Genomic DNA, 22,263 nt, shown 5'->3' with positions numbered 1-22,263 from the left:
GCCTATTCGCCCCCGCCGAGCGAATGCACGTAGACGGTCAGCATGTTGACCATGGCGGGGTCGAGCCGGCCCTGCCAGGCCGGCATCACGCCGGCGCGGGGGTTGTTGATCATCGCCACGATGTCCCGCTTGCTGGCGCCATAGAGCCAGACCTGGTCGGACAGGCGCGGCGCGCCGACCTCGCGGTTGCCTTCGCCGCGATCGCCGTGGCAGGCGACGCAGTTCTCGGCGTAGATCACCGCGCCGCGCGCCGCGGCCGCCGGGTCGGTGGCGCGGTTGGCCAGGGAGAGCACATGCTCCGCCACGTCGTCGACCTGCGCGCGGGTCAGCAGCCCGTCGGCGCCGAAGCGCGGCATGATGGATTGCCGCTGGTCGTCGCTTTCATTGGCGCGCACGCCGTGGCGGATGGTGTGCTGGATGGCCTCCAGCGAGCCGCCCCAGATCCAGTCGTCATCGGCCAGCGAGGGGAAGCCGCCCAGCGCGCCCTGCCCGCCCGCGCCGTGGCAGCCGGCGCAGTTGTTGGCGAAGGCGACGCGCCCGCCGGCCTGGGCGAAGGCGCGCAGCTCGGGGTCGGCCTGGATCTGCGCGGGCGTCGCTTCGCGCAGCCGGGCCATCATCGGGGCGTTGCGCGCCTGCGCGGCGGCGACCTCGGCCACCACGGCCTCGCGCGCCACCCAGCCGCTGGTGCCCTTCCAGCCGGGGATGGAGGGGTAGATCACCATCCACACCACCGCGAAGGCGATGCAGGCATAGAAGGTGTACAGCCACCACTTGGGCAGCGGGTTGTTCAGCTCCTTCACCCCGTCCCATTCATGGCCGGTGGTGTCGGTGCCGGTCAGGGCGTCCTTCTCGATCTTGGTCGGCATCCTCGGATGCTCCTGTCAGCGTGTGCTGCGCGGGCGGGATGTGTCGTCCCGGAACGGAATATCGGCCTGGTCCTCGAAGTGCCGCTTCTTCGACGGGCGCAGCACGAACCACAGCATCCCGAGGAACAGCACGAAGAACCACACCACCCACATCGCGCGCAGCGCGGGCAGGCCTTCGATCAGCGTCTGCATCGCGCGGTCCCTTACGGCTGGCGCAGCTGGGCGGGGGTGACGTCGCGGAAATCCACCAGCGTGCCGAGCATCTGCAGGTACGCGACCAGCGCATCCATCTCGGTCACCACGCCGGGATTGCCGTCGAAGGCGGATTGCCGGGCGCGGGCGTAGCGGCCCTGGAAGCCGGCGGCATCGGCGTCGGGCACGGCCTGCGCGCGCAGGTCGGCCGCCGCATTGGCGATCATGTCGTCGCTATAGGGCACGCCGACGGCGCGCAGCGCCCGCATTCGCCGCTGGATGTCGCTGACATCGAGCGGGCGATCGAGGAACGCATAGGGCGGCATGATCGACGCCGGCACCAGGTCCCGCGGGGAGCGCAGATGCGCCGCCTGCCAGTCATCCGAATACCGCCCGCCCACGCGCGCCAGGTCCGGCCCGGTGCGCTTGGAACCCCACTGGAAAGGATGGTCGTACATGCTCTCGGCCGCCAGCGAGTAGTGGCCGTAGCGTTCCAGCTCGTCGCGGAACGGGCGGATCATCTGGGAATGGCAGTTGTAGCAGCCCTCCCGGATGTAGATGTCGCGCCCGCGCAGTTCGAGCGGCGTGTAGGGGCGCACCCCCGCCACGCGCTCGATCGTGGTCTCGATGGCGAACAGGGGCACGATCTGCACCAGCCCGCCGATCGAGATGGTGATGAGGGTGAGCACCGCCATCAGCACCACGTTGCGCTCGATGATGCCGTGGTCGCGAAGCCATGCGAACATCTGCGTGCTCCCCTTATTCCGCCGCGACGGCGATGGAGGAAGCGGGGGCGGCGACCGGGGCCGGCGCGGCCTCCTCGCCGGCGGTCACCGTCTTCCACAGGTTGAAGGCCATGATCAGCGCGCCGGTGAGGTACAGCAGCCCGCCCAGCAGCCGGATCACGTAGTAGGGGTGCATCGCCTCCACCGTCTCGACGAAGGAGTATTGGAGGAAGCCGAGCTCGTCATACGCCCGCCACATCAGGCCCTGCATGATGCCCGAGACCCACATCGCGGTGATGTAGAAGACGATCCCCAGCGTCGCGAGCCAGAAGTGCCAGGCGATGAGCTTCTCGCTCCAGATCGCCTTCTTCCGCCACAGCACCGGGAACAGGTAGTACAGCGCGCCGAAGGTGATGAAGCCGACCCAGCCCATGGCGCCGGAATGCACGTGCCCGATGGTCCAGTCGGTGTAGTGCGACAGCCCGTTCACCGCGCGGATCGACATGACCGGGCCTTCGAAGGTGGACATGCCGTAGAAGCCGACCGCCGTGACGCTGAAGCGCAGCGCGGGATCCGTGCGCAGCTTGTCCCACGCGCCCGAGAGCGTCATCAGCCCGTTGATCATGCCGCCCCAGGAGGGCATCCAGAGCACGATCGAGAACACCATGCCGAGCACCTGCGCCCAGTCGGGCAGCGCGGTGTAGTGCAGGTGGTGCGGACCGGCCCAGATATACAGGAAGATCAGCGTCCAGAAGTGCACGATCGACAGCCGGTAGGAATAGACCGGCCGGTCCGCCTGCTTCGGGATGAAGTAGTACATGATGCCGAGGAAGCCGGCGGTCAGGAAGAAGCCGACCGCGTTGTGGCCGTACCACCACTGGATCATGGCACCCTGCACGCCCGGCGTCGCCGAGTAGGACGCCGACGCGCCGATATCGACCGGGATCGAGATGTTGTTGCCGATATGCAGGACGGCGACGGTGATGATGAAGGCGAGGTAGAACCAGTTCGCCACGTAGATGTGCGGTTCCTCGCGCTTCATGATGGTGCCGGCGAAGACCACCAGGTAGGCGACCCAGACGATGGTCAGCCAGATATCGGCATACCATTCGGGCTCGGCATATTCCTTCGACTGCGTGACACCGAGCACGTAGCCCAGCGCGGCGATCACGATGAAGAAGTTGTAGCCCCAGAACAGGAACCAGCCGGCATCGTCACCGCCGAACAGCCGTGCGCGGCAGGTGCGCTGCACGACGAACAGCGAGGTGCCGATCAGCGCATTGCCGCCGAAGGCGAAGATCACCGCGCTGGTATGCAGCGGCCGCAGCCGCCCGAAGGTGGTCCATTCCAGGTCGAGGTTCAGCAGCGGGAAGGCCAGCTGGGATGCGATCACCACGCCCGCCAGGAAGCCCACCACGCCCCAGAACGCCGTGATGACCGCGAAGGCGCGGATCGGCGCCTCCACATAGGTCTCCTCCTGCGCCCGCCATGCCTGCCCCGGGGCCAGGGCGGCGGTTGCCGTTGCTGATGCCACGACCGATCTCTCCTGCACTGGCGCCGACGCGGAGTCGCGAGGCACGCCACGGGCGGCAGGGAACGCCGGGGATGGCGAGGCGTCCTTGATCCGGATCAAGTTTCTTGCGGTGCAGCACGACTAGTCTGCGCGACGGCCACCGGGAGAGGATCCGCCATGCCAAGCGACGTGCCGGCCGCCGCCCGCCGACCCGCCACCATCCGCACGGTCGCGCCCGACCGGCCATGGGCCTGGCTCACGGCGGGCTGGCGCGACCTGATGGCGAACCCGCAGGTCGGCTTCTTCTATGGCGGGGCGCTCACCCTCGCGGGCTGGGTGCTGGCGATGCTGCTGCTGTGGGCGCGCACCGCCTGGGCGATCCTGCCGGCCTCGGCCGGGTTCTTCATGGTGGCGCCGATCCTGGCGGCGGGGTTGTACGAGGCCTCGCGGCTGCGCGAAGCCGGCCAGCCGGTGACCTTCGCCGCCTGCATGGGCGGCTTCACGCGCAATGGCGGGCAGCTGGCGTTCATGGGCGTGGTGCTGGTGGTGCTGCACCTGTTCTGGGTGCGCGTGGCGGCGCTGATCTTCATGCTGATGTTCGGGATCAACTTCACGCCGTCGCTCGAAGCCCTGCCGATGGCGATGCTGCGGTCGGAGATGCTGCTGCCCTTCCTGATCGTGGGCACCGGCGCGGGGGCGGTGCTGGCGGGGGCGGCCTTCGCGATATCGGCGGTGTCGATCCCGATGCTGGTGGACAGGCCGGAACTCACGGCGATGGAGGCGATCTCGGTCTCGGTCCGCGCGGTGCTGGCCAATCCGGGCGCGATGCTGTTCTGGGCCGGGCTGATCGTGGTGTTCACGGCGATGGCGATGGTGCCCTTCTTCCTGGGCCTGGCACTGGTGATCCCGCTGGTCGGGCACGCCACCTGGCATGCCTATCGGGATCTTGTGCAGGCCTGACCCGGGCGCGCCTCGTGTCCCGGTTCCGAAGCCCTGTGGGCTTCGCAACCGGGACACCGGCCTGTGTTTTCAGTGACCTGCCTGCCCGCTGCGTGCGTGGGCAGACCCACGCACGCAGCGGGCAGGACACTACGCCGGGCCGGGGTCCAGCCTGCGCGCCAGGGGTCCGTCCGCACGCGCCAACAGCGCGGCGCCCGGCGTCTCGTTGGGCCGCAGGCGTCCGACCAGCCGGCCATCGAGCAGGATCGACGCGCACGCCCCGCCAGGCCCCGCCGACCAGGTCACGCGAAGCTGCCCGGCGCGTATCAGCGGCGGCAGCGCCACGTCGTCGCGCACGAGGTGGCGGGGGTTGAGGAACGGCGTGCGCGACAGCCAGGCCGCCTTGTCCGACCGGTCGTGCCATTCGGGCTCGGCGGGCGCGGCCAGCACGTTCCACAGCCAGGCATCGGCGCAGATCCGGCCCTGCGGATCATGCAGATAGGCGTAGCAGGCCTTCGCGCATTGCTCGACCACGACCGCACAGCCCGTGCCCGGATCGGCGAAGCGCAAGGCGGCATCCAGCAGGACAGGCGGCGCGTCGTGCATGCGGCAGGGACCCTGGAGTTGCGGCGCCCTTGGTGCCAGCTGCCGCGCCATCAGGCCACCACCCGTACGGCCATCGCCGCCAGCACCACCCCGTTCAGCGCGAACAGCGCCGCGCCCGCCGCGCGCATCCCCGGCCCCGCGCGCCGCCCGAAGAAGCGCCCGAGCAGCGCAACGCCCACCAGCGCCGGCACCGTGCCTGCCACGAAGGCCGCCATGGCCAGCGCCCCGCCCAGCGCCGAGCCCGTCGCCGACGCCCCGGCCAGCGCGCCATACAACAAGCCGCAAGGCAGTGCGGAGAGCATCAGCCCCAGCGCCACGCCGCGCAGCCCCGTGGGTGCGGCCAGCAGCGCCCCCATCTGGCGTTCCAGCACGCCCGGCAGACGCGGCGCCGGCATCCGCGGCAGCAGCGCCGCGATGCGTGCGCTGGCCTGCGCGAACATCAGCACCGCCGCCAGCACGAGCAGCCCCGCCAGCACGAAGCGGAACCCCGTGCCCAGCGCCACGACCCCCGCGAAGCCGCCCGCCGCCGCGCCAAGCACGCCGTACCCCAGCATCCGCCCCGCGTGATAGGGCAGCAGCGCCGCGCCCGCCACGCGCGCCAGCGCGCCACCGCCCGCCGCGCGGTCCGCCACCGCGGCCGATTGCGCCATCACGAAGGGCCCGCACATGCCCGCGCAATGCGTCGCCCCGCCCGCCAGCCCCGCCAGGAACAGCGCCGCCATCACCGCCGGCACCCCGCCGGGGCCGAGCGCCGTCAGGTCGTGCAGGCAATTCGCCAGGAACTCCATGGCGCACATCTACCATGCGCCGCGCGCGCTGCCTTGCGGCGGCGCAAGCCCTCGCCATGTCGCGCGGCAGGACGTAAAGCGATGGCCATGCGCCCCCTCGTGCTCACCATGGGAGAACCCGCCGGCATCGGCGCCGAGATCGCCGCCGGCGCCTGGCGCGCCCTGCGCGAATCCGGCCCGGCCTTCGTGCTGATCGACGACGCGGCGCGCCGCCTTGCCGTGCCGGTCCGCGCGGTGGACGCGCCCGAAGATGCCGCCGCCTCCTTCGCCGATGCCCTGCCCGTGCTGCATCGCCCGCTGCCGCGCACCCCTGTCGCCGGATCGCCCGACATCGCGAATGCCCCCGCCGTGATCGCCGCCATCACCGAGGCGGTGGCGCTGGCGCGTGCCGGCCGCGCCGCCGGCGTGGTCACCAACCCGATCCAGAAGTCCACGCTGACCGCCGCCGGCTTCAAGCACCCCGGCCATACCGAATACCTCGGCGAGATCGCCGGCACCGGCATCCCGCCCGTGATGATGCTGGCCAGCAGCGACCTGCGCGTGGTGCCCGTGACCGTGCATGAAGCGCTGGCGACAGCCATCGCGCGACTGACGCCGGACCTGATCGCGCAGACCGCCCGCATCACCGCGCGCGCGCTGCGCGACGAATTCGCCATCGCCGCGCCGCGGCTCGCGATCGCAGGGCTGAACCCGCATGCCGGCGAGGCCGGCACCATGGGCCGCGAGGACATCGACATCGTCGCCCCCGCCGTCGCGCTGCTGCGCGCCGAGGGCATCGACGCGCGCGGCCCGCTGCCACCCGACACCATGTTCACCGCGCATGCGCGCCCGACCTACGATGCCGCGATCTGCCTGTACCACGACCAGGCACTCATCCCGATCAAGACGCTGGACATGGCGGGCGGCGTGAATGTCACGCTGGGGCTGTCCATCGTGCGGACCAGCCCGGACCACGGCACGGCGCTGGACATCGCGGGCACGGGGCGGGCCGATCCATCATCGTTGATCGCGGCCATCCGCCTTGCGGCGGAACTCGCGCGCGCCAGGGGGTTCGCATGACGCATCTCGATTTCTCGGTGAATGTCGATCACGTCGCGACGCTGCGCAACGCGCGCGGCGGCAGCTTCCCCTGCCCGGTCGAGGCCGCGCGCGTGGCGGTCGCCGCCGGCGCCGATGGCGTGACCCTGCACCTGCGCGAGGACCGCCGCCACATCCGTGACCGCGATGTCGAGCGCGTGCGCGCCGAGATCGCCGCTCCCCTCAACTTCGAAATGGCCGCGACCGGGGAGATGGTCGCCTTCGCCGAACGCATCCGCCCGCCCTATTGCTGCCTGGTGCCGGAGAAGCGCGCCGAACTGACCACCGAGGGCGGCCTGGACGTGCTGCGCGCCGGCCCCTTCCTGCGCGAAGCCGTGCAGCGCCTGCGCGCGGCGGATGTGCGCGTGTCGATCTTCATCGAGGCCGATCCGGCGCAGATCGAGGCCGCCGCGCGGATCGGCGCGCAGGCCATCGAACTGCACACCGGCACCTATGCGGAAGGCCCGCTGGCGAACCGCGACGCGCAATTGGCACGGCTGAAGGCCGGCGCGACGGCGGCGCGCGCGGCGGGGCTGCTGTGCCACGCCGGCCACGGCCTGTCCTACGACACGGTCGGCGCCATCGCCGCCATGCCCGAGGTGACGGAAGTCTCGATCGGCCACTTCCTGGTCTCGCAAGCCGTCTTCGAAGGCCTGGACGCCACGGTGCGCCGCTTCCGCGCCATCATGGACGCGGCGCGCGCGGCCTGACCCTTTGCGGCGGCCGCGCATCGTGCCTCCATGGCACGAGACGGAGGACGCACCCATGCCCAGCATCGCCATCGACGGCTTTCCCATCGCCTATGCCGAGGCCGGGTCCGGCCCGCCGCTGCTGATGATCCATGGCACGCTGGGCGACCAGCGATCCTGGGGCGGCCAGATGGCGGCCTTCGGCGCGGGCCACCACGCCATCGCCGTGAGCCTGCGCCATTGCTGGCCCGGCGCATGGACCGATGACGGCGACTTCACCATCGCGCGCCACACCGCCGACATCGCCGGCGTCATCCGCGCGCTGGGCGAAGGCCCGGTGCGGCTGGTCGGTCATTCGCGCGGCGGGCACATCGCCTTCCGCGTGGCGCAGCACCATCCCGACCTGGTGCAGTCCCTGGTGCTGCTGGAACCGGGCGGCGAACTTGACGAAACCCTCGGCGGCGCGCCGCCCGCCGGCCAGCAGGGCGCGGCCTTCGCGAAGGGCGCCGCGCTGATCGGCGCCGGCCAGGTCGAGGAAGGCCTGACCGTCATCGCCGAACACACCGGCGGCCCCGGCGCCTGGGCCAAGCGGTCCGAGGCACGCAAGGCGGTCAATCGCGACAATGCGCGCACGCTGCTCGGCCAGGTCAACGAACAGCGCAAGCCCTATTCCCGCGCCGAGGCGCAGGGCATCGCCATCCGCACGCTGCTGGTCGGCGGCGACCAGTCGCAGCCGCAATTCGGCGTGATCCTGGACGCGCTGCAAGCGGCCATGCCGAACGCCGCGCGCGTGACCATCGCGCGCGCCGCGCACAGCGTGCAGGCGGACAACCCGGCGGATTTCAACGCCGCGGTGCTGGCCTTCCTGGATGGGCATTGACGCCGGCACGCAGCACCGCGACCATCATCCGATGACCGCGCGCCCCGCCCTGCCGACCACCCGACGTCGCAGCACGACGATGGTGCGGCGCGCGCCCGTTCCGACGACACGAGGTTAGCGGGCCCGCCCGCACCGCCTCTCGGTCTTCCCGGCGCCCCGCCCACCGCAAGGTCGGCGGGGCTTTTCGTGTCTGGCCCGCCGCCGCTCGCTGCTCCGCCCAGGACAGCCTGGTTCGGCGCGCAGCTTCACCCGACCGGCTCCCGCTCTCTCGCACAGGATCGACGCCATGGCCGTGCTGCCCCCCACCGCGTTCCGCCGCGCCACGCCGGAGGATGCGCCCGCGATCCGCGACGTCACGCGCGCCGCCTATGCGCGATGGCTGCCGCTGATCGGGCGCGAGCCGATGCCGATGCGCGCCGACTACGCCGCCGCCCTGCTGGCGCATCGCTTCGACCTGCTGCTGCGCGGCATTTCGCTGATGGCGCTGATCGAGACCGATCTGCGCGACGACCACCTGTGGATCGAGAATATCGCGGTGCATCCTGACCATCAGCGCCAGGGCCTCGGCCGCCGCCTGCTGGCCCATGCCGAGGCGCTGGCGCGCGAGGCCGGGCGCGCCGAGCTGCGCCTGCTGACCAACGGCGCCTTCGCCTCGAACATCGCGCTGTACGAGGCCGCCGGCTACGGCGTGACGGCGCGCGAACCCTTCCTGGGCGGCGAGACGGTGTACATGGCGCGACGCCTCGCGTGATCAGGCATCGGTGAATTGCAGCGACGCCAGGCGCGCGTAAAGCCCGCCCTGCGCCAATAGCGCCTCATGCGTGCCGGTGGCGGCGATGCGCCCGGCCTCCATCACCACGATGCGGTCGGCCGCGCGCACGGTGGCGAGGCGATGCGCCACCACGATGGTGGTGCGCCCGCGCGACAGGCGCGCCAGCGCATCCTGCACGGCGCGCTCGCTCTCGGCATCCAGCGCGCTGGTCGCTTCGTCCAGCAGCAGCACCGGCGCGTCGCGCAGGATGGCGCGCGCGATGGCGATGCGTTGCCGCTGCCCACCCGACAGCGTGACGCCGCGCGCGCCCAGATGCGTTGCGTAGCCGTCCGGCAGGGCGGCGATGAAGTGGGCGGCGGAGGCCGCCTCGGCCGCGGCCTGCACCTCGGCATCGGACGCACCGGGGCGGCCGTAGCGGATGTTGTCGGCGACGGTGGCGCTGAAGATCGACGGGTCCTGCGGCACCAGGCCGATGCGCCCGCGGATGTCTTGCGGCGCGGCGGCGGCGATGTCCACGCCATCCAGTTCGATGCGCCCGGCCTGCGGGTCGTAGAAGCGCAGCAGCAGCGCCAGCACCGTGGTCTTGCCCGCGCCCGACGGGCCGACCAGGGCCACGGTCTCGCCCGGCGCGACCTCCAGCGAGAAGCCGTCCAGCGCCGCGACCTCGGGGCGCGAGGGATAGCGGAAGGTCACGTCGCGCAACGCCACCGCGCCGCGCGGTGCGGGCAATGCCAGCGGTGACCCCGGCGCGGCGATGGTCGGCGCCACCGCCAGGATCTCCGCCAGCCGATCGGCGGCGGCACCGGCGCGCTGGATCTCGCCCCACAATTCGCTGACGGTCGCACCCGCGCTCGCGAGCAGCACCGCGTAGAACACGAAGGCCGTGAGATCGCCGCCCGTCATGCGCCCGGCGATCACATCCTGCCCGCCCACCCACAGCGCGAAGGTGATGGCGCCGAAGCCCAGCAGGATGACCGACAGGATCAGCGCCGTGCGCGTCGCGATGCGGCGCAGCGCCGCCTGCACCGAGCGTTCGGATTCCGCGCCGTAGCGCGCGCGCTCGGCCGCCTCGTGCGTGAAGGCCTGCACGGTGCGCATGCCGTTGATGGCTTCCTCGGCGGTGGCGGCGAGGTCCGCCACGCGCTCCTGCGCCGCCTTGGACAGCTTGCGTTCGCGCCGCCCGAACAGGATCATCGGCAGCACCACCAGCGGCACCACCACCGCCATCAGCCCGGCCAGCTTGGTGCTGGTCAGCACCAGCATGACGAAGGCGCCGATCCCGGTCAGCGCATTGCGCAGCCCCATCGAGATGGCCGAGCCGATCAGCGACTGCAGCAGCGCGACATCGGCGGTCAGGCGCGACATCAGGTCCCCGGTGCGCGCGGTTTCATAGAAGCGCGCATCGAGCCGCGTCAGGTGGTCGAACACCGCGCGGCGCAGGTCGGCCGCGACGCGTTCGCCCAGCCAGGTGACCAGGTAGTAGCGCAGCGAGGTGGCCAGCCCGAGCGCGGCGACGATCAGCGCCATCACCAGCGCGGCCCGGTTCAGCGCGCCCGCGCCGCCGGCGAAGCCGTCATCGATGAAGCGCCGCAGCCCCTGGCCGATCGCGAGGGTGAGCCCGGCGGCGGCCAGCAGCGCCACCGCGGCGCCCAGCGCGCGCCCGAGATAGGGGCGCAGGAAGGGCAGCAGCAGGCGGAGCGAGGAAGCGCCCCGCGCGCGAAGACCAGCGGACATGCGTCAGGCCTTCGCCGCGCTGTGGGATCGACGCATCACGCGCAGCGAGATCCCTGCACGCATGGCCGCTTCGTGCGCGGGAGATCGGCCGACCCCGAGGCGCGCGCGGGCGGCGCAAAGGCAAGCCCGCCCACGCCATCCGGTGCCAGCGGGTCGTGCGAAGCGCGATCCGGGAGCGCACAGCGCGACCGCGCCCAGACCATCAGCCGCGCCCGGCGCACCAGCGCACGGCGCGCAGGCAAGCCGGCGCATGCCGGCGCCCGCCGATGGAGGGCGGAAAAAGACTGAGGCGCCCGCTTCTGGCGGTCGCCTCAGACATGCTGCCCGCCATTGATGTGGATCTCGGCGCCGTTCACATAGGAGGACGCCTCAGTGCACAGGAAGTAGATCGCCTGCGCCACTTCCTCGGGCCGGCCGAGGCGGCGCATCGGGATCTGTTCCTGCACGATCTTCTCGGTGCCCGGCGAGAGGATCGAGGTGTCGATCTCGCCCGGGCTGATCGCGTTCACGCGGATGCCCAGCGGCGCGAAATCCGCCGCCATCTCCCGCGTGAGGCCGGCCAGCGCGGATTTCGAGGTGGAATACGCCACTCCCGCGAAGGGATGCACCCGCCCGCCGGCGATCGAGGTCACATTCACCACCGCGCCATTGGCCTTCTGGAGCGGTTCGACCAGGCCGCGCGCCAGCAGCACCGGGGCGAAGAAGTTCACCCGGAAGACCTTCAGCCAGCCCTCCAGGTCCATTTCGAGCGAGCCCAGCCGCGACCCGCCCGGCCCCTTGGGCGAGATGGCGGCGTTGTTCACCAGCGCATCGAGCCGCCCATCCTCGGGCTTCAACCGTTCCTTGATCTCGGCGATCGCGGTTTCGGTCGCGGCGGGGTCGGTGAGGTCGAGCTGGATGTGGTCCTCGGGGCCCATCTCCCACGGGCATTGCTCGGGGAAGGGCTGGCGGGAGACGGTGATGACCCGCCAGCCGGCCGCCGAGAAGCGTTTGACGGTCGCGTGGCCGATGCCACGCGATGCGCCGGTCAGCAGCAGGACGCGCCGCGGCGCGTTGCCTGCCTTGCCCCGGCTTGCGCCGCTCGATGTCATCATGCCCATCCCGTGCTGCAAGGAAGCGCGGGTATAGCGCGAATGCGTCGCGCTGGCACCCAGCGCGCCGGGACGAGGCAGGCTGGCACCGGGCGCGCCCGGACAAGGCAAGCTGGCACCCAGCGCGCCGGGACGAGGGACGCTGGCACCGGGCGCGCCCGGACAAGGCAAGCTGGCACCCCGCGCGCCCGGACGACGCACGCTGGCACCCGGCGCCGCAGCACCGGGTGCGGCGCGGCCATCACGCCGCCAGGCGGTCCGTGCGCGGCGCGAAGGCCGCCGCCCAGCGCGGCGCGGCACGCAGCAGGCGCTCCAGCGCGGCGGCGGGCAGCGTCTCGGCATATTCGAAGGCCGTCACGGCACCGGCATCCCAATGGCGGGCGATCTCGGTCACCGCCTGCACGGCGGGGTCGGCCATGGCGGGCGCGGGCAGCGGCGCCTCGGCCCCGGCGCGGCGCGCGGTCGCGAGGATGCGCGCGGCGGTCTCGAGGCGCATGCGGTCGGCCAGGTCGCCCTCGGCGATCTCGGCGATGGCGCGGGCCAGGGTGGTGGTGTGAATGCGTGCGGTCATGCTGGTTGTCCTTCGGATCACGGTCGCGGCCTCCCCACCTTCGATCGTCATGTCGAAATGGTGACGTTGACGCGCCGCAGCAAGCGCGGTGCGTCGATGGCGGACATGATGCCCACGCATATGGCAGCACGATGACGGACGCGCGGCGGGTGCGCCGCGCGCGCCGTTACTCCGGCTCGATCCCCGCAGCGCGCGCCTGTTCGCCCCAGAAGGCGATCTGCTGGCGGATGAAGCCGGCGAATTCCGCGGGGGTCGAGGTGACGCGCTCGATGCCGAATTCGCCGAGCCGGCGCTCGGTCTCCGGGCGCTCCCAGACACGGCGGATGGCGGCGTTCCAGCCGGTCACCACCTCCTCGGGCAGCCGCGCGGGGCCGACGGCCCCCATGAAGGACAGCATCTCGAAGCCCGGCAGGCCGGATTCCGCCAGCGTGGGCCAGTCCGGAAACAGCGGCGTGCGCCGCGCCGAGGTGATGCCGAGCGGCTTCAGCTTGCCCTCCGCGAGGAAGGCGCGCGAGGCGGCGACATCCGCGAACATCGAGCTCACCCGCCCGGCGATCACGTCGGTCATGGCCGGTGGCGAGGAGCGATATGGCACGTGCGTGATCTCGACCCCGCCGAGCCGGTTCAGCATGGCCGCGCCGACCACGCCGGTGGTGTTGCCGGATGCGCAGGTCAGCCGGCCAGGCTGCGCGCGCGCCAGCGCCAGGAATTCGCCGAGCGTGCGCGCCGGCACCTGGTCGTTCAGCGCCAGCACGAAGATGTAGGTGCCCATGCGCGAGATCGCGGTGAAATCGGCGACCGCGTCATAGGTCGGGCGCCGCATCAGCGCCGGTGTCGCGCCATGCGGGCTGTTGGTGGTGATCATCACCGTCTGGCCGTCGGGCGCGGCGCGCGCGGTCGCGACGGCGGCGATCGCGCCATTGGCGCCGGGGCGGTTCTCGACCACCACCTGGATGCCCCAATCGGCCTCCAGCAGGGAGGCCAGCAGGCGAGAGACGGTGTCCGTGCCCGACCCGGCGGCGAAGGGCACGATCATGTTGACCGGGCGCGCCGGCTTCCAGGCCCCCTGGGCGCGCACCATGGCGGGGGCGGCGAGCGGCGCGGCCAGCAGCGCCCGCCGCGGGATCGTGATGGTCATGGTCGTGTCCTCCTGGCGCATCGCTGCCCGAGGAAGGGCGCGGCGTTGCGCGCAGGGTCGCAGCGCCGCCGCCGGCTGTCCATCCGGCCGGCGTTCGCGCAGCAGGACGACGCGCGGGCAGCCGGCGTCGATTCCGCGCTGGGCTGGCGGGCCGGGGCGGCTGCGGCGCGACGCGGCGGGGCGGAGCACCGCATTCGCGGTCTTTCGTTGCGACTTTGCAATACAACGACGGTGCGCAACGCTTGACCCGGCGCGACAACCCGGTCCATGACCGCGCCATGCTTGCGCACGGACACCGCGCCGCAGGGCTTTCGCTTGGCCTCACGCTGGCCTTCGCCGCCCCGCTGCTGCTGCTGGCGCCCCATCGGGCAGAGGCCAATGCCACGCCGCGCCCCCAGGCCGCCCGCGCCGCGACCCCTGCCGCCCCGCCCGCGCGCCGCGTCGCCGCGCGGCCGGCGCCCGCCGTTCCTGCCCCGCCGGTGCTCTCCGACAGCCCTTGGGATGTCTGCGCGCAGGCGATCGCCGCGGCGGAAGCCGGGTCCGGCATGCCGCCCGGATTGCTGGGGGCGATCGCGCGCGTCGAGACCGGCCGGCGCACCCCGACCGGCGGGGTCCAGCCCTGGCCGTGGTCCTTCAACGCCGCCGGCGAGGGCCGCTACATGGGCTCGCGCGCCGAGGCCGTGGCGGAAGTCCAGGCGCGCCTGGCGGCGGGCACCCGGTCGATCGACATCGGCTGCATGCAGATCAACCTGCTGCACCACCCGAGCGCCTTCCCCTCGGTTGATGCCGGCTTCGATCCGGCGACCAATGTCGCCTATGCCGTGCGCTTCCTGCGGATGCTGCACGCGCAGACCGGCGACTGGGCCCAGGCCACGGCACGCTATCATTCCGCCACGCCGGAGCGCGGCCTGATCTATCACCAGCGCGTGATGGCGGCGATGACCGGCCAGGGCTTCGTGCCCGGGCCGGCGCCGGGTGTCATCCCGCTGCCGGGGCCGGCCATGGCGGGGCTTTGCGCGTCCGGCCGCGGGGCGGTGCTGCTGCTGGGGTCATCCACGCCGAACCTGCAGCCGGTGATCGCGGTGCCGAATGTCGAGTTGCGCCTGCGCGGCCGCGCCCCCGCGGCCGCCGGGCCGAACCGCCCGCGCATCATGTGCCTGCGCACGGCAAGCCGATCGGCGCCGGGCTGACGCCGCGGGTCACGAGGGTCAGCTGCGCCCGCCGGGCGGCGTGACCTCGATGACCTGGCGATTGACGCGCAGCACTTCGGACACGCCGCGCAGGTCGGCTTCCTCGCTGCCGAGCACCGTGCGGGCGGCGGCCTCGTCGCCCGTCGCGGCGAGGGAAATGGCGTAGTTCGCGGTGACGCGCTGATTCGCATCCGACCGCCGCGCCAGCGGTTCGAGCACCGCGCGCGCCTCGTCCGGGCGGCCATCCAGCAGCAGGGACAGGCCGAGATTATTGGCGACCGAGATGGAGTCCGGCGAGACCGCCTGCGCCCGGCGGTAGGAATCCTGGGCTTCGGGATGGCGCCCCATCAGGTCCAGCGCCACGCCGCGCCCGTCCAGCGCCGCGACATTGCGCGAGTCACGCGCCAGCACGCGGTCGAACAGGCCGAGCGCCTCCCCCGCGGCGCCGCCGCGCAGGCGCATCTTCGCGAGTTCCAGCAGCAGGCGACCGTCATCGGGGCGGCGCGCCACGGCGGCTGCCAGCACCTGTTCGGCCTGGGCGCGGTTGCCCGCGCGCATCAGCGCCGCGGCGAAGCGGGCCTGCGCCTCGGCATTGTCGGGATCGCGCGCGGCGGCGGCGCCGAACATCGACAGCGCGACATCCATCTGGCCGCCCGCCTCGGCGGTCTGGGCGACGCGCATGCGCGACGCCGCATCGGGATCGCGCACGCCTTCGGTCGCGCAGGCCGTCAGCGCCGCGGCCGCGACGGCCAGCGTGACGAAGCGGAGCGGAATCTGGCTCATCGCCTGGGCGTCTCCCCTATGCCCTGGAGGATGCCGCCGCGCAGCTGGAGCGCGGAGGGACCGACCAGGGCGATGAATACCGCCGGCATGATGAACAGAATCAGGGGAATCACCAGCACCGCGGGCAGGCGGATGGCCTTTTCCTCGATGCGGAGCATGCGGTCCTGGCGCATCTCGGCCGCGAGCACGCGCAGCGCCTGGGCCAGCGGGGTGCCGTATTTCAGGGTCTGGGAGAGGGTGCCGCCCAGCCGCTTGAAGCCTTCGAAGTCCGAACGCTGGGCAAACCGTTCGAGCGCCTGGCGGCGGTCGGGCAGCATGCGGAGCTCCTGCACCAGCACCAGGAAGGAGATCGCCAGCGGGCGGTTGTTGTTCTCGATCTCGCGCGCGACACGGTCGAGCGCGGTCTCGATGCCCATGCCGGCCTCGGCGGTCACCACCAGCAGGTCGAGCGCATCGGGCAGGCCCTTGCGCAGCTTTTCCTGGTGCTTCCGCTTCATGTAGGTGAGGAACATGTTCGGCCCGAACATGCCGACGATGATCGCGCCGAACACGATGATCGCCATGCGCATCGGGTCGACCACGTTGAAGTAGCAGTACAGGCCCGCGATCACCGGCAGGCCGAGCATCAGCACCGCCTTCACGCCGATGAAGGTCGGCACCGCGGCGCGCGGGTTCAGGCCCGCCGAGGCGATGGCGACCTGGAAATCCTCGATGTCCTTGTCCGACACCAGGGTGGTGTTGCGCAGCTTCTCGCCGATCCGCCGGAACGGCGCGGCGGCCGCGTTCATCCGGGAATCGCCTTCGCCGCGAACGGCGTCGGCGGGGCGCAGGACGCTCTGGACGCGCCCGGCGATGTCGCGGTCCTCGGCCCCGCGGGCCAGCACGATGGCGGCCATGATCGCAAGGCAGACGGCGACCGCGACAGCCAGGATCGGCAGCCAGCCGGCGTCGGCGAAAAGCTCGGCCATGGCGGTCAATCCTGTCCCGCGCGCTTGATGAGCCAGCGGATGATGAGGAAGCCGGTCAGGGAGAAGCCCAACCCGACCAGCGCCAGCTTCTGGCCGGCCGGCGAGCTGAACTGCTCGATGTAGAAATCCTGGATCTGCGACATCGCCAGCGCTGCGATGAAGGGCAGCGCCATCAGGATGCCGGCCTGCATGCGCGCTTCGGCGGCGAGCGCCTTGGCCCGCTTGGCGAGTGCCACGCGCTTGCGGACGATATCGGCCAGGTTGTCGAGCGTCTCGGCCAGGTTGCCACCGGTCTGCGACTGCATGCCGAGCGTGACAGCCAGGAAGGAGAATTCCGGCAGCTCGGTGCGCTTGTACAGCCGCATCAGCGCCTGGTCGACCGGCCGGCCGATCGCGACGTCGCCCAGCATGCGGGAGAATTCATCGCGCAGCGGGGAGGCGAGCTCGGCGGCGACGGAGCGCATCGCCTCGCCGACCGGCAGGCCGGCGCGGATCGCGCGCACCATGAGGCCGATGGCATCCGGGATCTGCTTGAAGATCTTGTCGACATAGGCGTTGTACTGGAAGGCGAAGATCGACCGGATGACGAAGAAGCCGGTCGCGATGCCCAGCGGGATCGACATCGACAGCGACAGCGGCCGCGACATCATGTTGGCCACCAGCACGGCGACCAGGACGCCGAAGACCAGCACGATGTACCACGGGATGGTATGCGCCTGCGGCACGTCGGGATGGTAGCGCAGGAACCGCAGGAAGCGTTCGAGGAACGGACGCGATTCCGTGGTCTGCAGGCGGATGCTGGGCAGCCCGTTGGCCTGCAGGCCGGGGGTCTCCAGCGCGCCGGCATTCGACACCCGTTCCCGCAGCCGCCGCTGCTGCCCCGATTTCAGCAGGGTCAGCACGCCGGTCACCAGGGCGATGGTGAGCATCGCCGCCGTGCCGAGGAGAAGGGTGCGATCCATGGTCAGGCTTCCTGGAGCGCACGCATCCAGGGGTCGAGCATGCCGAAGTAGTTGAGGCGTTCGACGAAGGCCGGGCGCATCCCGGGCGACACCCAGGACCCGCGCAGCTTGCCCTCGGCGGTCTCGCCTTCGTACTGGTAGGTGAAGATGTCGTTCATCGTGATGACATCGCCTTCCAGGCCGCAGATCTCCGAGACCTGCGACACGCGGCGGCCGCCATCGCGCATGCGTTCGATCTGCACGATCAGGTCCACCGCGGCGGCGATCTGGGTGCGGATGGCGCGCGAGGGCAGCGTGGACTGCGCCATCATCACCATGTTCTCGATGCGGGTCAGCGCATCGCGGGCGGTGTTGGCGTGGACGGTACAGAAGGACCCGTCATGGCCGGTGTTCATGGCCTGGAGCATGTCGAAGGCCTCGCCGCCGCGGACCTCGCCCACGATGATGCGGTCGGGGCGCATGCGCAGCGCATTGCGGACCAGGTCGCGCGCGGTCACCTCGCCGCGTCCTTCCAGGTTGGCGTGGCGGGTTTCGAGCCGCACCACATGCGGCTGCTGGAGCTGCAGTTCCGCCGCGTCCTCGATGGTGACGATGCGTTCGCCATGGTCGATCAGCCGCGACATGGCGTTCAGCATGGTGGTCTTGCCCGAGCCCGTGCCGCCCGAGACCACCACGTTCAGCCGGCAGCGCGACGCGATCTCGAGGATGCGCTGCACCGAGGGCGACATCGCCCCGTTCTGCGCGAGCGCCGGCAGGTCGAACCGCTTCTTGGCGAATTTGCGGATCGAGATGCAGGGACCGTCCAGCGCCAGCGGCGGGAAGACGATGTTGACGCGCGAACCATCCAGCAGGCGCGCATCGCACAAGGGCGAGGATTCATCCACGCGCCGCCCCACGGTCGCGGCGATCTTCTGCGCGATGGCCGCGATCTGCGCCGCCGAGCGGAACCGGACATTGGTGCGGATCAGCTTGCCGCGGACTTCCACGAAGACATGGTCGGGCCCGTTGACCATGATGTCGTTGATGGTGTCGTCGGCCAGCAGCGGTTCCAGCGGGCCGTAGCCCACCATGTCGCGGGCGATTTCCTCGGCGATGCGCGACTGGTCGCGCGCCGAGATCTCCATGCGTTCGCGGCTGGCGAGCTCATGGACCAGCGCATCCAGCTGCTGGCGCAGCGCCGCGGCGGGCAATTCGCCGGCCACCACCGGGTCGATGCGTTCCAGCACCAGGGTGCGCAGCCGCGCCAGCTCCGCGCTGTCCGACAGCGCGATGTCGCCGGCCGAGATATTGACCGAACGGAATTCCGGCTCCGCCGCCAGCGGGACCGGGAGATGCGGCGAGCCGTCGCTGCGCCGTCCGAAGGGGCGCATCAGTCGCCTCCCTTGCCAAAGAGCCGCGCGAAGAAGGACCCGCCCGGGCCGCCGGAGCGCACGGCGGCGATCTCCTGCGTCAGCTGGCCAAGCGCGCGGCGCAGCGGCGCACTGTCCTTGCGCGCGGGTCGCCCCAGATTGGCCGCGCGCGGCAATTGCCGCGACAGGTCGCCGATCGATACGTCGGGGGCCGCGCCGATGCCTTCCTCGATCAGCTTGATCGGCAGGTAGCCGCGCCGGCCGATGCCGTTCAGCACCGTGATCACGCGCCCGGACCCACCGGTCAGCGCCACCAGCTTCTTGATCGCGACGGTGTCGCGGATGCTCGCGACATCGGGGCCCAGCACCAGCACCACGTGCCGCGCCTTCTGCAGCACCGCGACCTCGGCCGGGCCGGGGGGCATCGGCAGGTCGACGACCACGTGGTTGAAGCGCTGGCGCAGCATGTCGACCACGCGGCGCACGCCTTCCTCGGTCGGCTTGATCTGCGCCTCCATCGGCTCCTCGGCGGCGATCAGCCGCACGCGGTCGCCGATCGGCACGCCCACGCGGTCGAGGAACAGCGCGTCGACGCGCTCGGGTTCCTCGATCGCGACGCGCAGGCCGGAGGTCACCCGCGCGCCCAGCATCATCGCCGCCGCGCCGCCGCGCAGGTGCAGGTCGAGCAGCGCCACGTGGCTGCGTGTCGCTTCCTCGAGCTCGAGCGCGAGGTTGACCGCGATGGTGGTCGCCCCCACGCCGCCATGCACGCCGCACACGACGGTGACCTGGCCGCCGCGATCCTGCCCGGCATCGCCGCCGCCCTGGATATGCGGGGCAAACAGCCGCGCCACATTGTCGCGCGTCAGCGGCTTGTGCAGGTATTCATGCACGCCGACGTTGCGGGTGATGTCGCGGTAGAAGCCGATCTCGGTCCGTTCGCCGACCACCAGCACGCGCACATCCGGCGTGCAGACGGAGGCGAGGTCGTCCAGCGCCGCGAAGGGATCGTCGACGCCGCTGATGTCGACGATCAGCACCCGCGGCGTGGTTTCCTTCTCGAGCGACTTCACGGCGGTGCGGACCGTGCCGCGGCGCATCTGCGCGCCGAGCACGTCGCCAATGCCGCCGCGGATCGCCGCCTCGCTCGCCTCGTCGGCGACGAAGACCATGAGCGCAGGGCGGTCGGCCGAGATGACCGCGCCGCCACGCGTCGCGTCGGGAATCTCGCGGACCGCCATGCGATCAGTTCTGGCCACCGCCGCCTCCCCCGCCGCCGCCACCGCCGCCGCGACCACCGCCGCCACCGCCGCCCCCACCGCCGCCGCAGCTGGTGATGCCGGATGCGGCGGCATCATCCTCGCCGATATCCGACAGCCCGGTGGGCAGGGCCGGGCGGCGGCAGGCCAGCATGGCGCGGATCGCCAGGGAGCCATGTTCGCCGCGGTCGGTCGCGGCGCTGGCGCCGCGCGTCAGATGCGCCGGGTTCGCCACCTGCAGGCGCAGGTTGCGGTCGTTGATGCCTTCCGCCTGCCAGGTGCCGCGGCGGTCGATGTCCTGGGCGGGGAAGTAGTTGTCCGTGCCGCAGGCGCCCAGGGCGAGCGCGACGACCAGGGCCGCAGGGATGTGCCGTGCCATGGTGCTCACTCCACGATGAAGCCAGCGGCCGCCGGCGGGCGGATCTGGCGATACGGGGCGCCCGACCCGGTCTGCCGGCGCAGCAGGATGCGTTCCAGATCGGTCGACGGCCGGAAGCTGTCGAGCGGCGTCGCCAGTGCCGACGGGTCGGAGACCGGGCGCACCAGATACGGGGTGATGATGATCACCAGCTCCGATTCGTTGCGGCGGAAGCGGTCGGAGCGGAACAGCGCGCCCAGCACCGGGATCTCGCCCAGCCCCGCCAGGCCGCTGTTGTTGGCCGCCATGTTGCGGCTCAGCAGGCCGGCGATGGCGAAGCTCTGGCCGCTGCCGACCTCGATCGTCGTCTCGGCGCGCCGCACGCTCAGGCCCGGCACGCGCACCACGCCGCCGGCGACCGGGAAGGTGATCGAATTCGCCTCCGACAGTTCGCTGACCTCAGGGCGCACGCGCATGTTGAGGCGCTCGGGCGACAGCACGGTCGGCACGAAGGCCAGGCTGACGCCGAAGGGCTTGAATTCGACCGTCAGCGCATTGCTGTTGCCCGAGGCCGCCACCGGCACCGGGAATTCGCCGCCCGCCAGGAACGACGCGACCTCGCCCGACTGCGCCGTCAGGTTGGGTTCCGCCAGGATCGTCACCAGGCGGTCCTGCGCCAGGGCGTCGATGATGCCGTTGATGTCGAAGCGGCTGCTGTTGAAGCCCACGCCCACCAGCCCGCCCGTCGCGGTGGCGCCGGTCAGCGCGCCGACCAGCGATCCGACCACGCCGCTGCCGGTGCGCAGCCCGACCTGCCAGGTGCCGTCGTTGAACGCGCCGAGCCAGTTGAAGCCGAGGTCGCGCGTGATCTCGCGCGAGATCTCGGCGACCCGCACGCGCAGGTTCACCTGGATGCCCGACAGCAGGGTGAGGTTGTTGATGACCTCGCGCGATTCGCCGCCCATCGCCTTGGCCACGGCCTCGGCGCGCTGGGCATCGGCGGCCGACGGCACCATGCCCGACAGCGAGATGGCGCCGCGCCCGACCATGCTGACGCGCACGTTCTGCCCGCCGCGCACCGTGCGGCGGATCATGCTCTGGACCTGGCCGGCGGTGACCTGCGGCACGGCGGCCGCGGCCCCGGGCGCCGCCAGGTTCGGCGTCGCGACGGTGGACGCCACGGTGATGTCGAATTCCGCGACCAGCGACCCGTCCTCGCGCGTGGCGATCAGGTTCGTGCGACCGGCATTGACGCCCATGATGAACAGGCTGGTGGGCGAGGCCGGCTGCACGCGCGCGATGCGCGGGTCGGCCACCAGCACGGTCAGCGCCGCGGAGGGCAGCTCGACCAGCCGCCCGGAGCCCTGCTCCAGCACCAGCGGCCGGGTGAGCGTGGTCCCCGGCGCCGGCGCGATCACCTGCGGAGCGCCCGGCACCTGCGGCTGGCCCGGCACCCCCTGCGCCTGCGCCTGCGGCACCAGCGGGATGCCGAAGGGCGCGCCCTGCACCGGCACGGTCAGCGGCACGCCGCTGCGCGGCCCACCCTGGGGCAGCGCCTGCGCCATGCGGACCACGGCCGGGGCCGGGGCCTCGACCGCCAGCGGCGCATCGCTGATGACCGCGGCGGGGGCGCCGCGCGAGGCCGGCGTCGCGCTCGCGAGCACCGGCGGCGTCGCCGGGCGGCCGGGCGCGCGGATGCGTGTCGCGGCCGCGAGGTCCGCGAGCCTGGTTCCTCTACAACTCTCCGATCCCACGCAACTAGTCATGAGCCCGTATGCTGTCTTCTGCTCGAAACATACACTGTCCAACCACA

Annotated in this window: 23 protein-coding genes; 6 read left to right on the top strand and 17 right to left on the bottom strand. The window is 71.8% G+C overall.

The features are described 5' to 3' along the window. Positions 1 to 2: 2 nt before the first annotated feature. Genes ccoP through ccoN form a run of 4 tightly spaced genes read right to left on the bottom strand, consistent with a single transcriptional unit; the run spans position 3 to position 3,248 of the window. Entirely contained in the window at positions 3 to 866 is an 864-nt protein-coding gene (gene ccoP, locus LQ222_RS01445) for a cytochrome-c oxidase, cbb3-type subunit III (protein WP_230164003.1), read from the bottom strand. Positions 867 to 881: 15 nt separating this feature from the next. Next, the gene (locus LQ222_RS01440; RefSeq protein ID WP_230164002.1) at positions 882 to 1,058 is read right to left on the bottom strand and encodes a cbb3-type cytochrome c oxidase subunit 3; all 177 of its coding nucleotides are present in this window, start codon (positions 1,056 to 1,058) and stop codon (positions 882 to 884) included. 11 nt (positions 1,059 to 1,069) lie between these two features. Continuing rightward, positions 1,070 to 1,804: a cytochrome-c oxidase, cbb3-type subunit II gene (gene ccoO / locus LQ222_RS01435; RefSeq protein ID WP_230164001.1), complete on the bottom strand. Its 735-nt coding sequence runs from the start codon at positions 1,802 to 1,804 to the stop codon at positions 1,070 to 1,072. Between the two features lie 13 nt (positions 1,805 to 1,817). Continuing rightward, complete coding sequence (gene ccoN, locus LQ222_RS01430) at positions 1,818 to 3,248, bottom strand: cytochrome-c oxidase, cbb3-type subunit I (protein WP_230164276.1); 1,431 nt, start codon at positions 3,246 to 3,248, stop codon at positions 1,818 to 1,820. A 225-nt stretch (positions 3,249 to 3,473) separates the two neighbouring features. Here ccoN and LQ222_RS01425 point away from each other — a divergent pair, with 225 nt between their 5' ends. Beyond that, a complete protein-coding gene (locus LQ222_RS01425; RefSeq protein ID WP_230164000.1) occupies positions 3,474 to 4,256 on the top strand; it encodes a DUF2189 domain-containing protein in 783 nt (260 codons plus the stop codon). 129 nt (positions 4,257 to 4,385) lie between these two features. Here LQ222_RS01425 and LQ222_RS01420 read toward each other — a convergent pair whose 3' ends face one another. Together LQ222_RS01420 and LQ222_RS01415 are read right to left on the bottom strand one after the other, a co-directional pair. Then, positions 4,386 to 4,841: a hypothetical protein gene (locus tag LQ222_RS01420; protein WP_230163999.1), complete on the bottom strand. Its 456-nt coding sequence runs from the start codon at positions 4,839 to 4,841 to the stop codon at positions 4,386 to 4,388. A 50-nt stretch (positions 4,842 to 4,891) separates the two neighbouring features. Beyond that, positions 4,892 to 5,629: a sulfite exporter TauE/SafE family protein gene (locus LQ222_RS01415; protein WP_230163998.1), complete on the bottom strand. Its 738-nt coding sequence runs from the start codon at positions 5,627 to 5,629 to the stop codon at positions 4,892 to 4,894. Positions 5,630 to 5,710: 81 nt separating this feature from the next. On the opposite strand from LQ222_RS01415, the gene pdxA reads away from it, so the two are divergent. The 4 genes from pdxA to LQ222_RS01395 all read left to right on the top strand — a co-directional run bounded on the left by pdxA (position 5,711) and on the right by LQ222_RS01395 (position 9,026). Beyond that, on the top strand, positions 5,711 to 6,688 hold the full coding sequence (gene pdxA, locus LQ222_RS01410) for a 4-hydroxythreonine-4-phosphate dehydrogenase PdxA (protein ID WP_230163997.1): 978 nt from the start codon (positions 5,711 to 5,713) through the stop codon (positions 6,686 to 6,688). Next, on the top strand, positions 6,685 to 7,416 hold the full coding sequence (locus LQ222_RS01405) for a pyridoxine 5'-phosphate synthase (protein ID WP_230163996.1): 732 nt from the start codon (positions 6,685 to 6,687) through the stop codon (positions 7,414 to 7,416). The genes pdxA and LQ222_RS01405 overlap by 4 nt, the downstream gene beginning before the upstream one ends. Positions 7,417 to 7,471: 55 nt before the next feature. Further along, on the top strand, positions 7,472 to 8,275 hold the full coding sequence (locus LQ222_RS01400) for an alpha/beta fold hydrolase (RefSeq protein ID WP_230163995.1): 804 nt from the start codon (positions 7,472 to 7,474) through the stop codon (positions 8,273 to 8,275). A 286-nt stretch (positions 8,276 to 8,561) separates the two neighbouring features. Continuing rightward, on the top strand, positions 8,562 to 9,026 hold the full coding sequence (locus tag LQ222_RS01395; RefSeq protein ID WP_230163994.1) for a GNAT family N-acetyltransferase: 465 nt from the start codon (positions 8,562 to 8,564) through the stop codon (positions 9,024 to 9,026). On the opposite strand, the gene LQ222_RS01390 is transcribed toward LQ222_RS01395, so the two are convergent. The 4 genes from LQ222_RS01390 to LQ222_RS01375 form a co-directional block, all read right to left on the bottom strand. After that, complete coding sequence (locus LQ222_RS01390; RefSeq protein WP_230163992.1) at positions 9,027 to 10,781, bottom strand: ABC transporter transmembrane domain-containing protein; 1,755 nt, start codon at positions 10,779 to 10,781, stop codon at positions 9,027 to 9,029. Between the two features lie 311 nt (positions 10,782 to 11,092). Continuing rightward, positions 11,093 to 11,872 (bottom strand): SDR family NAD(P)-dependent oxidoreductase, encoded by a 780-nt coding sequence (locus tag LQ222_RS01385; protein ID WP_230163991.1) that lies wholly within the window; start codon positions 11,870 to 11,872, stop codon positions 11,093 to 11,095. Positions 11,873 to 12,113: 241 nt separating this feature from the next. Beyond that, positions 12,114 to 12,443, bottom strand: a complete 330-nt coding sequence (locus LQ222_RS01380) for a hypothetical protein (RefSeq protein ID WP_230163990.1) — start codon at positions 12,441 to 12,443, stop codon at positions 12,114 to 12,116. A 166-nt stretch (positions 12,444 to 12,609) separates the two neighbouring features. After that, positions 12,610 to 13,581, bottom strand: a complete 972-nt coding sequence (locus LQ222_RS01375) for a tripartite tricarboxylate transporter substrate binding protein (protein WP_230163989.1) — start codon at positions 13,579 to 13,581, stop codon at positions 12,610 to 12,612. A gap of 278 nt (positions 13,582 to 13,859) precedes the next feature. Here LQ222_RS01375 and LQ222_RS01370 point away from each other — a divergent pair, with 278 nt between their 5' ends. Then, a complete protein-coding gene (locus LQ222_RS01370) occupies positions 13,860 to 14,771 on the top strand; it encodes a lytic transglycosylase domain-containing protein (RefSeq protein ID WP_230163988.1) in 912 nt (303 codons plus the stop codon). An 18-nt stretch (positions 14,772 to 14,789) separates the two neighbouring features. Here LQ222_RS01370 and LQ222_RS01365 read toward each other — a convergent pair whose 3' ends face one another. From LQ222_RS01365 to LQ222_RS01335, 7 genes are read right to left on the bottom strand one after another with little or no spacing between them, the layout of a single operon-like run. Beyond that, positions 14,790 to 15,554 (bottom strand): tetratricopeptide repeat protein, encoded by a 765-nt coding sequence (locus LQ222_RS01365; RefSeq protein WP_230163987.1) that lies wholly within the window; start codon positions 15,552 to 15,554, stop codon positions 14,790 to 14,792. Beyond that, entirely contained in the window at positions 15,551 to 16,522 is a 972-nt protein-coding gene (locus LQ222_RS01360) for a type II secretion system F family protein (RefSeq protein ID WP_230163986.1), read from the bottom strand. Before LQ222_RS01360 ends, LQ222_RS01365 begins: the two co-directional genes overlap by 4 nt. A 5-nt stretch (positions 16,523 to 16,527) precedes the next feature. Further along, positions 16,528 to 17,484 carry a type II secretion system F family protein gene (locus tag LQ222_RS01355; RefSeq protein ID WP_230163984.1) on the bottom strand — a complete coding sequence of 319 codons (957 nt, stop codon included), beginning with the start codon at positions 17,482 to 17,484 and terminating at the stop codon, positions 16,528 to 16,530. 2 nt (positions 17,485 to 17,486) lie between these two features. Then, positions 17,487 to 18,854 carry a CpaF family protein gene (locus LQ222_RS01350; protein ID WP_230163982.1) on the bottom strand — a complete coding sequence of 456 codons (1,368 nt, stop codon included), beginning with the start codon at positions 18,852 to 18,854 and terminating at the stop codon, positions 17,487 to 17,489. Beyond that, complete coding sequence (locus LQ222_RS01345) at positions 18,854 to 20,092, bottom strand: hypothetical protein (RefSeq protein WP_230163980.1); 1,239 nt, start codon at positions 20,090 to 20,092, stop codon at positions 18,854 to 18,856. The genes LQ222_RS01350 and LQ222_RS01345 overlap by 1 nt, the downstream gene beginning before the upstream one ends. After that, on the bottom strand, positions 20,079 to 20,471 hold the full coding sequence (locus tag LQ222_RS01340) for a hypothetical protein (protein WP_230163978.1): 393 nt from the start codon (positions 20,469 to 20,471) through the stop codon (positions 20,079 to 20,081). Before LQ222_RS01340 ends, LQ222_RS01345 begins: the two co-directional genes overlap by 14 nt. 5 nt (positions 20,472 to 20,476) lie before the next feature. Continuing rightward, positions 20,477 to 22,114, bottom strand: a complete 1,638-nt coding sequence (locus LQ222_RS01335) for a type II and III secretion system protein family protein (RefSeq protein ID WP_230163976.1) — start codon at positions 22,112 to 22,114, stop codon at positions 20,477 to 20,479. Positions 22,115 to 22,263: the final 149 nt, after the last annotated feature.

This window comes from Roseomonas sp. CECT 9278, assembly GCF_918698155.1.
Classification (GTDB): Bacteria; Pseudomonadota; Alphaproteobacteria; order Acetobacterales; family Acetobacteraceae; genus Neoroseomonas.
This window is presented reverse-complemented; position numbering and strand designations above follow the sequence as displayed.

Bases quoted from the DNA above. Each gene is read 5' to 3' on its own strand.
- ccoP (WP_230164003.1), bottom strand. From the start codon at position 866: ATGCCGACCAAGATCGAGAAGGACGCCCTGACCGGCACCGACACCACC.
- LQ222_RS01440 (WP_230164002.1), bottom strand. From the start codon at position 1,058: ATGCAGACGCTGATCGAAGGCCTGCCCGCGCTGCGCGCGATGTGGGTG.
- ccoO (WP_230164001.1), bottom strand. From the start codon at position 1,804: ATGTTCGCATGGCTTCGCGACCACGGCATCATCGAGCGCAACGTGGTG.
- LQ222_RS01425 (WP_230164000.1), top strand. From the start codon at position 3,474: ATGCCAAGCGACGTGCCGGCCGCCGCCCGCCGACCCGCCACCATCCGC.
- LQ222_RS01420 (WP_230163999.1), bottom strand. From the start codon at position 4,841: ATGCACGACGCGCCGCCTGTCCTGCTGGATGCCGCCTTGCGCTTCGCC.
- LQ222_RS01415 (WP_230163998.1), bottom strand. From the start codon at position 5,629: ATGGAGTTCCTGGCGAATTGCCTGCACGACCTGACGGCGCTCGGCCCC.
- pdxA (WP_230163997.1), top strand. From the start codon at position 5,711: ATGGCCATGCGCCCCCTCGTGCTCACCATGGGAGAACCCGCCGGCATC.
- LQ222_RS01405 (WP_230163996.1), top strand. From the start codon at position 6,685: ATGACGCATCTCGATTTCTCGGTGAATGTCGATCACGTCGCGACGCTG.
- LQ222_RS01400 (WP_230163995.1), top strand. From the start codon at position 7,472: ATGCCCAGCATCGCCATCGACGGCTTTCCCATCGCCTATGCCGAGGCC.
- LQ222_RS01395 (WP_230163994.1), top strand. From the start codon at position 8,562: ATGGCCGTGCTGCCCCCCACCGCGTTCCGCCGCGCCACGCCGGAGGAT.
- LQ222_RS01390 (WP_230163992.1), bottom strand. From the start codon at position 10,781: ATGTCCGCTGGTCTTCGCGCGCGGGGCGCTTCCTCGCTCCGCCTGCTG.
- LQ222_RS01385 (WP_230163991.1), bottom strand. From the start codon at position 11,872: ATGACATCGAGCGGCGCAAGCCGGGGCAAGGCAGGCAACGCGCCGCGG.
- LQ222_RS01380 (WP_230163990.1), bottom strand. From the start codon at position 12,443: ATGACCGCACGCATTCACACCACCACCCTGGCCCGCGCCATCGCCGAG.
- LQ222_RS01375 (WP_230163989.1), bottom strand. From the start codon at position 13,581: ATGACCATCACGATCCCGCGGCGGGCGCTGCTGGCCGCGCCGCTCGCC.
- LQ222_RS01370 (WP_230163988.1), top strand. From the start codon at position 13,860: ATGCTTGCGCACGGACACCGCGCCGCAGGGCTTTCGCTTGGCCTCACG.
- LQ222_RS01365 (WP_230163987.1), bottom strand. From the start codon at position 15,554: ATGAGCCAGATTCCGCTCCGCTTCGTCACGCTGGCCGTCGCGGCCGCG.
- LQ222_RS01360 (WP_230163986.1), bottom strand. From the start codon at position 16,522: ATGGCCGAGCTTTTCGCCGACGCCGGCTGGCTGCCGATCCTGGCTGTC.
- LQ222_RS01355 (WP_230163984.1), bottom strand. From the start codon at position 17,484: ATGGATCGCACCCTTCTCCTCGGCACGGCGGCGATGCTCACCATCGCC.
- LQ222_RS01350 (WP_230163982.1), bottom strand. From the start codon at position 18,854: ATGCGCCCCTTCGGACGGCGCAGCGACGGCTCGCCGCATCTCCCGGTC.
- LQ222_RS01340 (WP_230163978.1), bottom strand. From the start codon at position 20,471: ATGGCACGGCACATCCCTGCGGCCCTGGTCGTCGCGCTCGCCCTGGGC.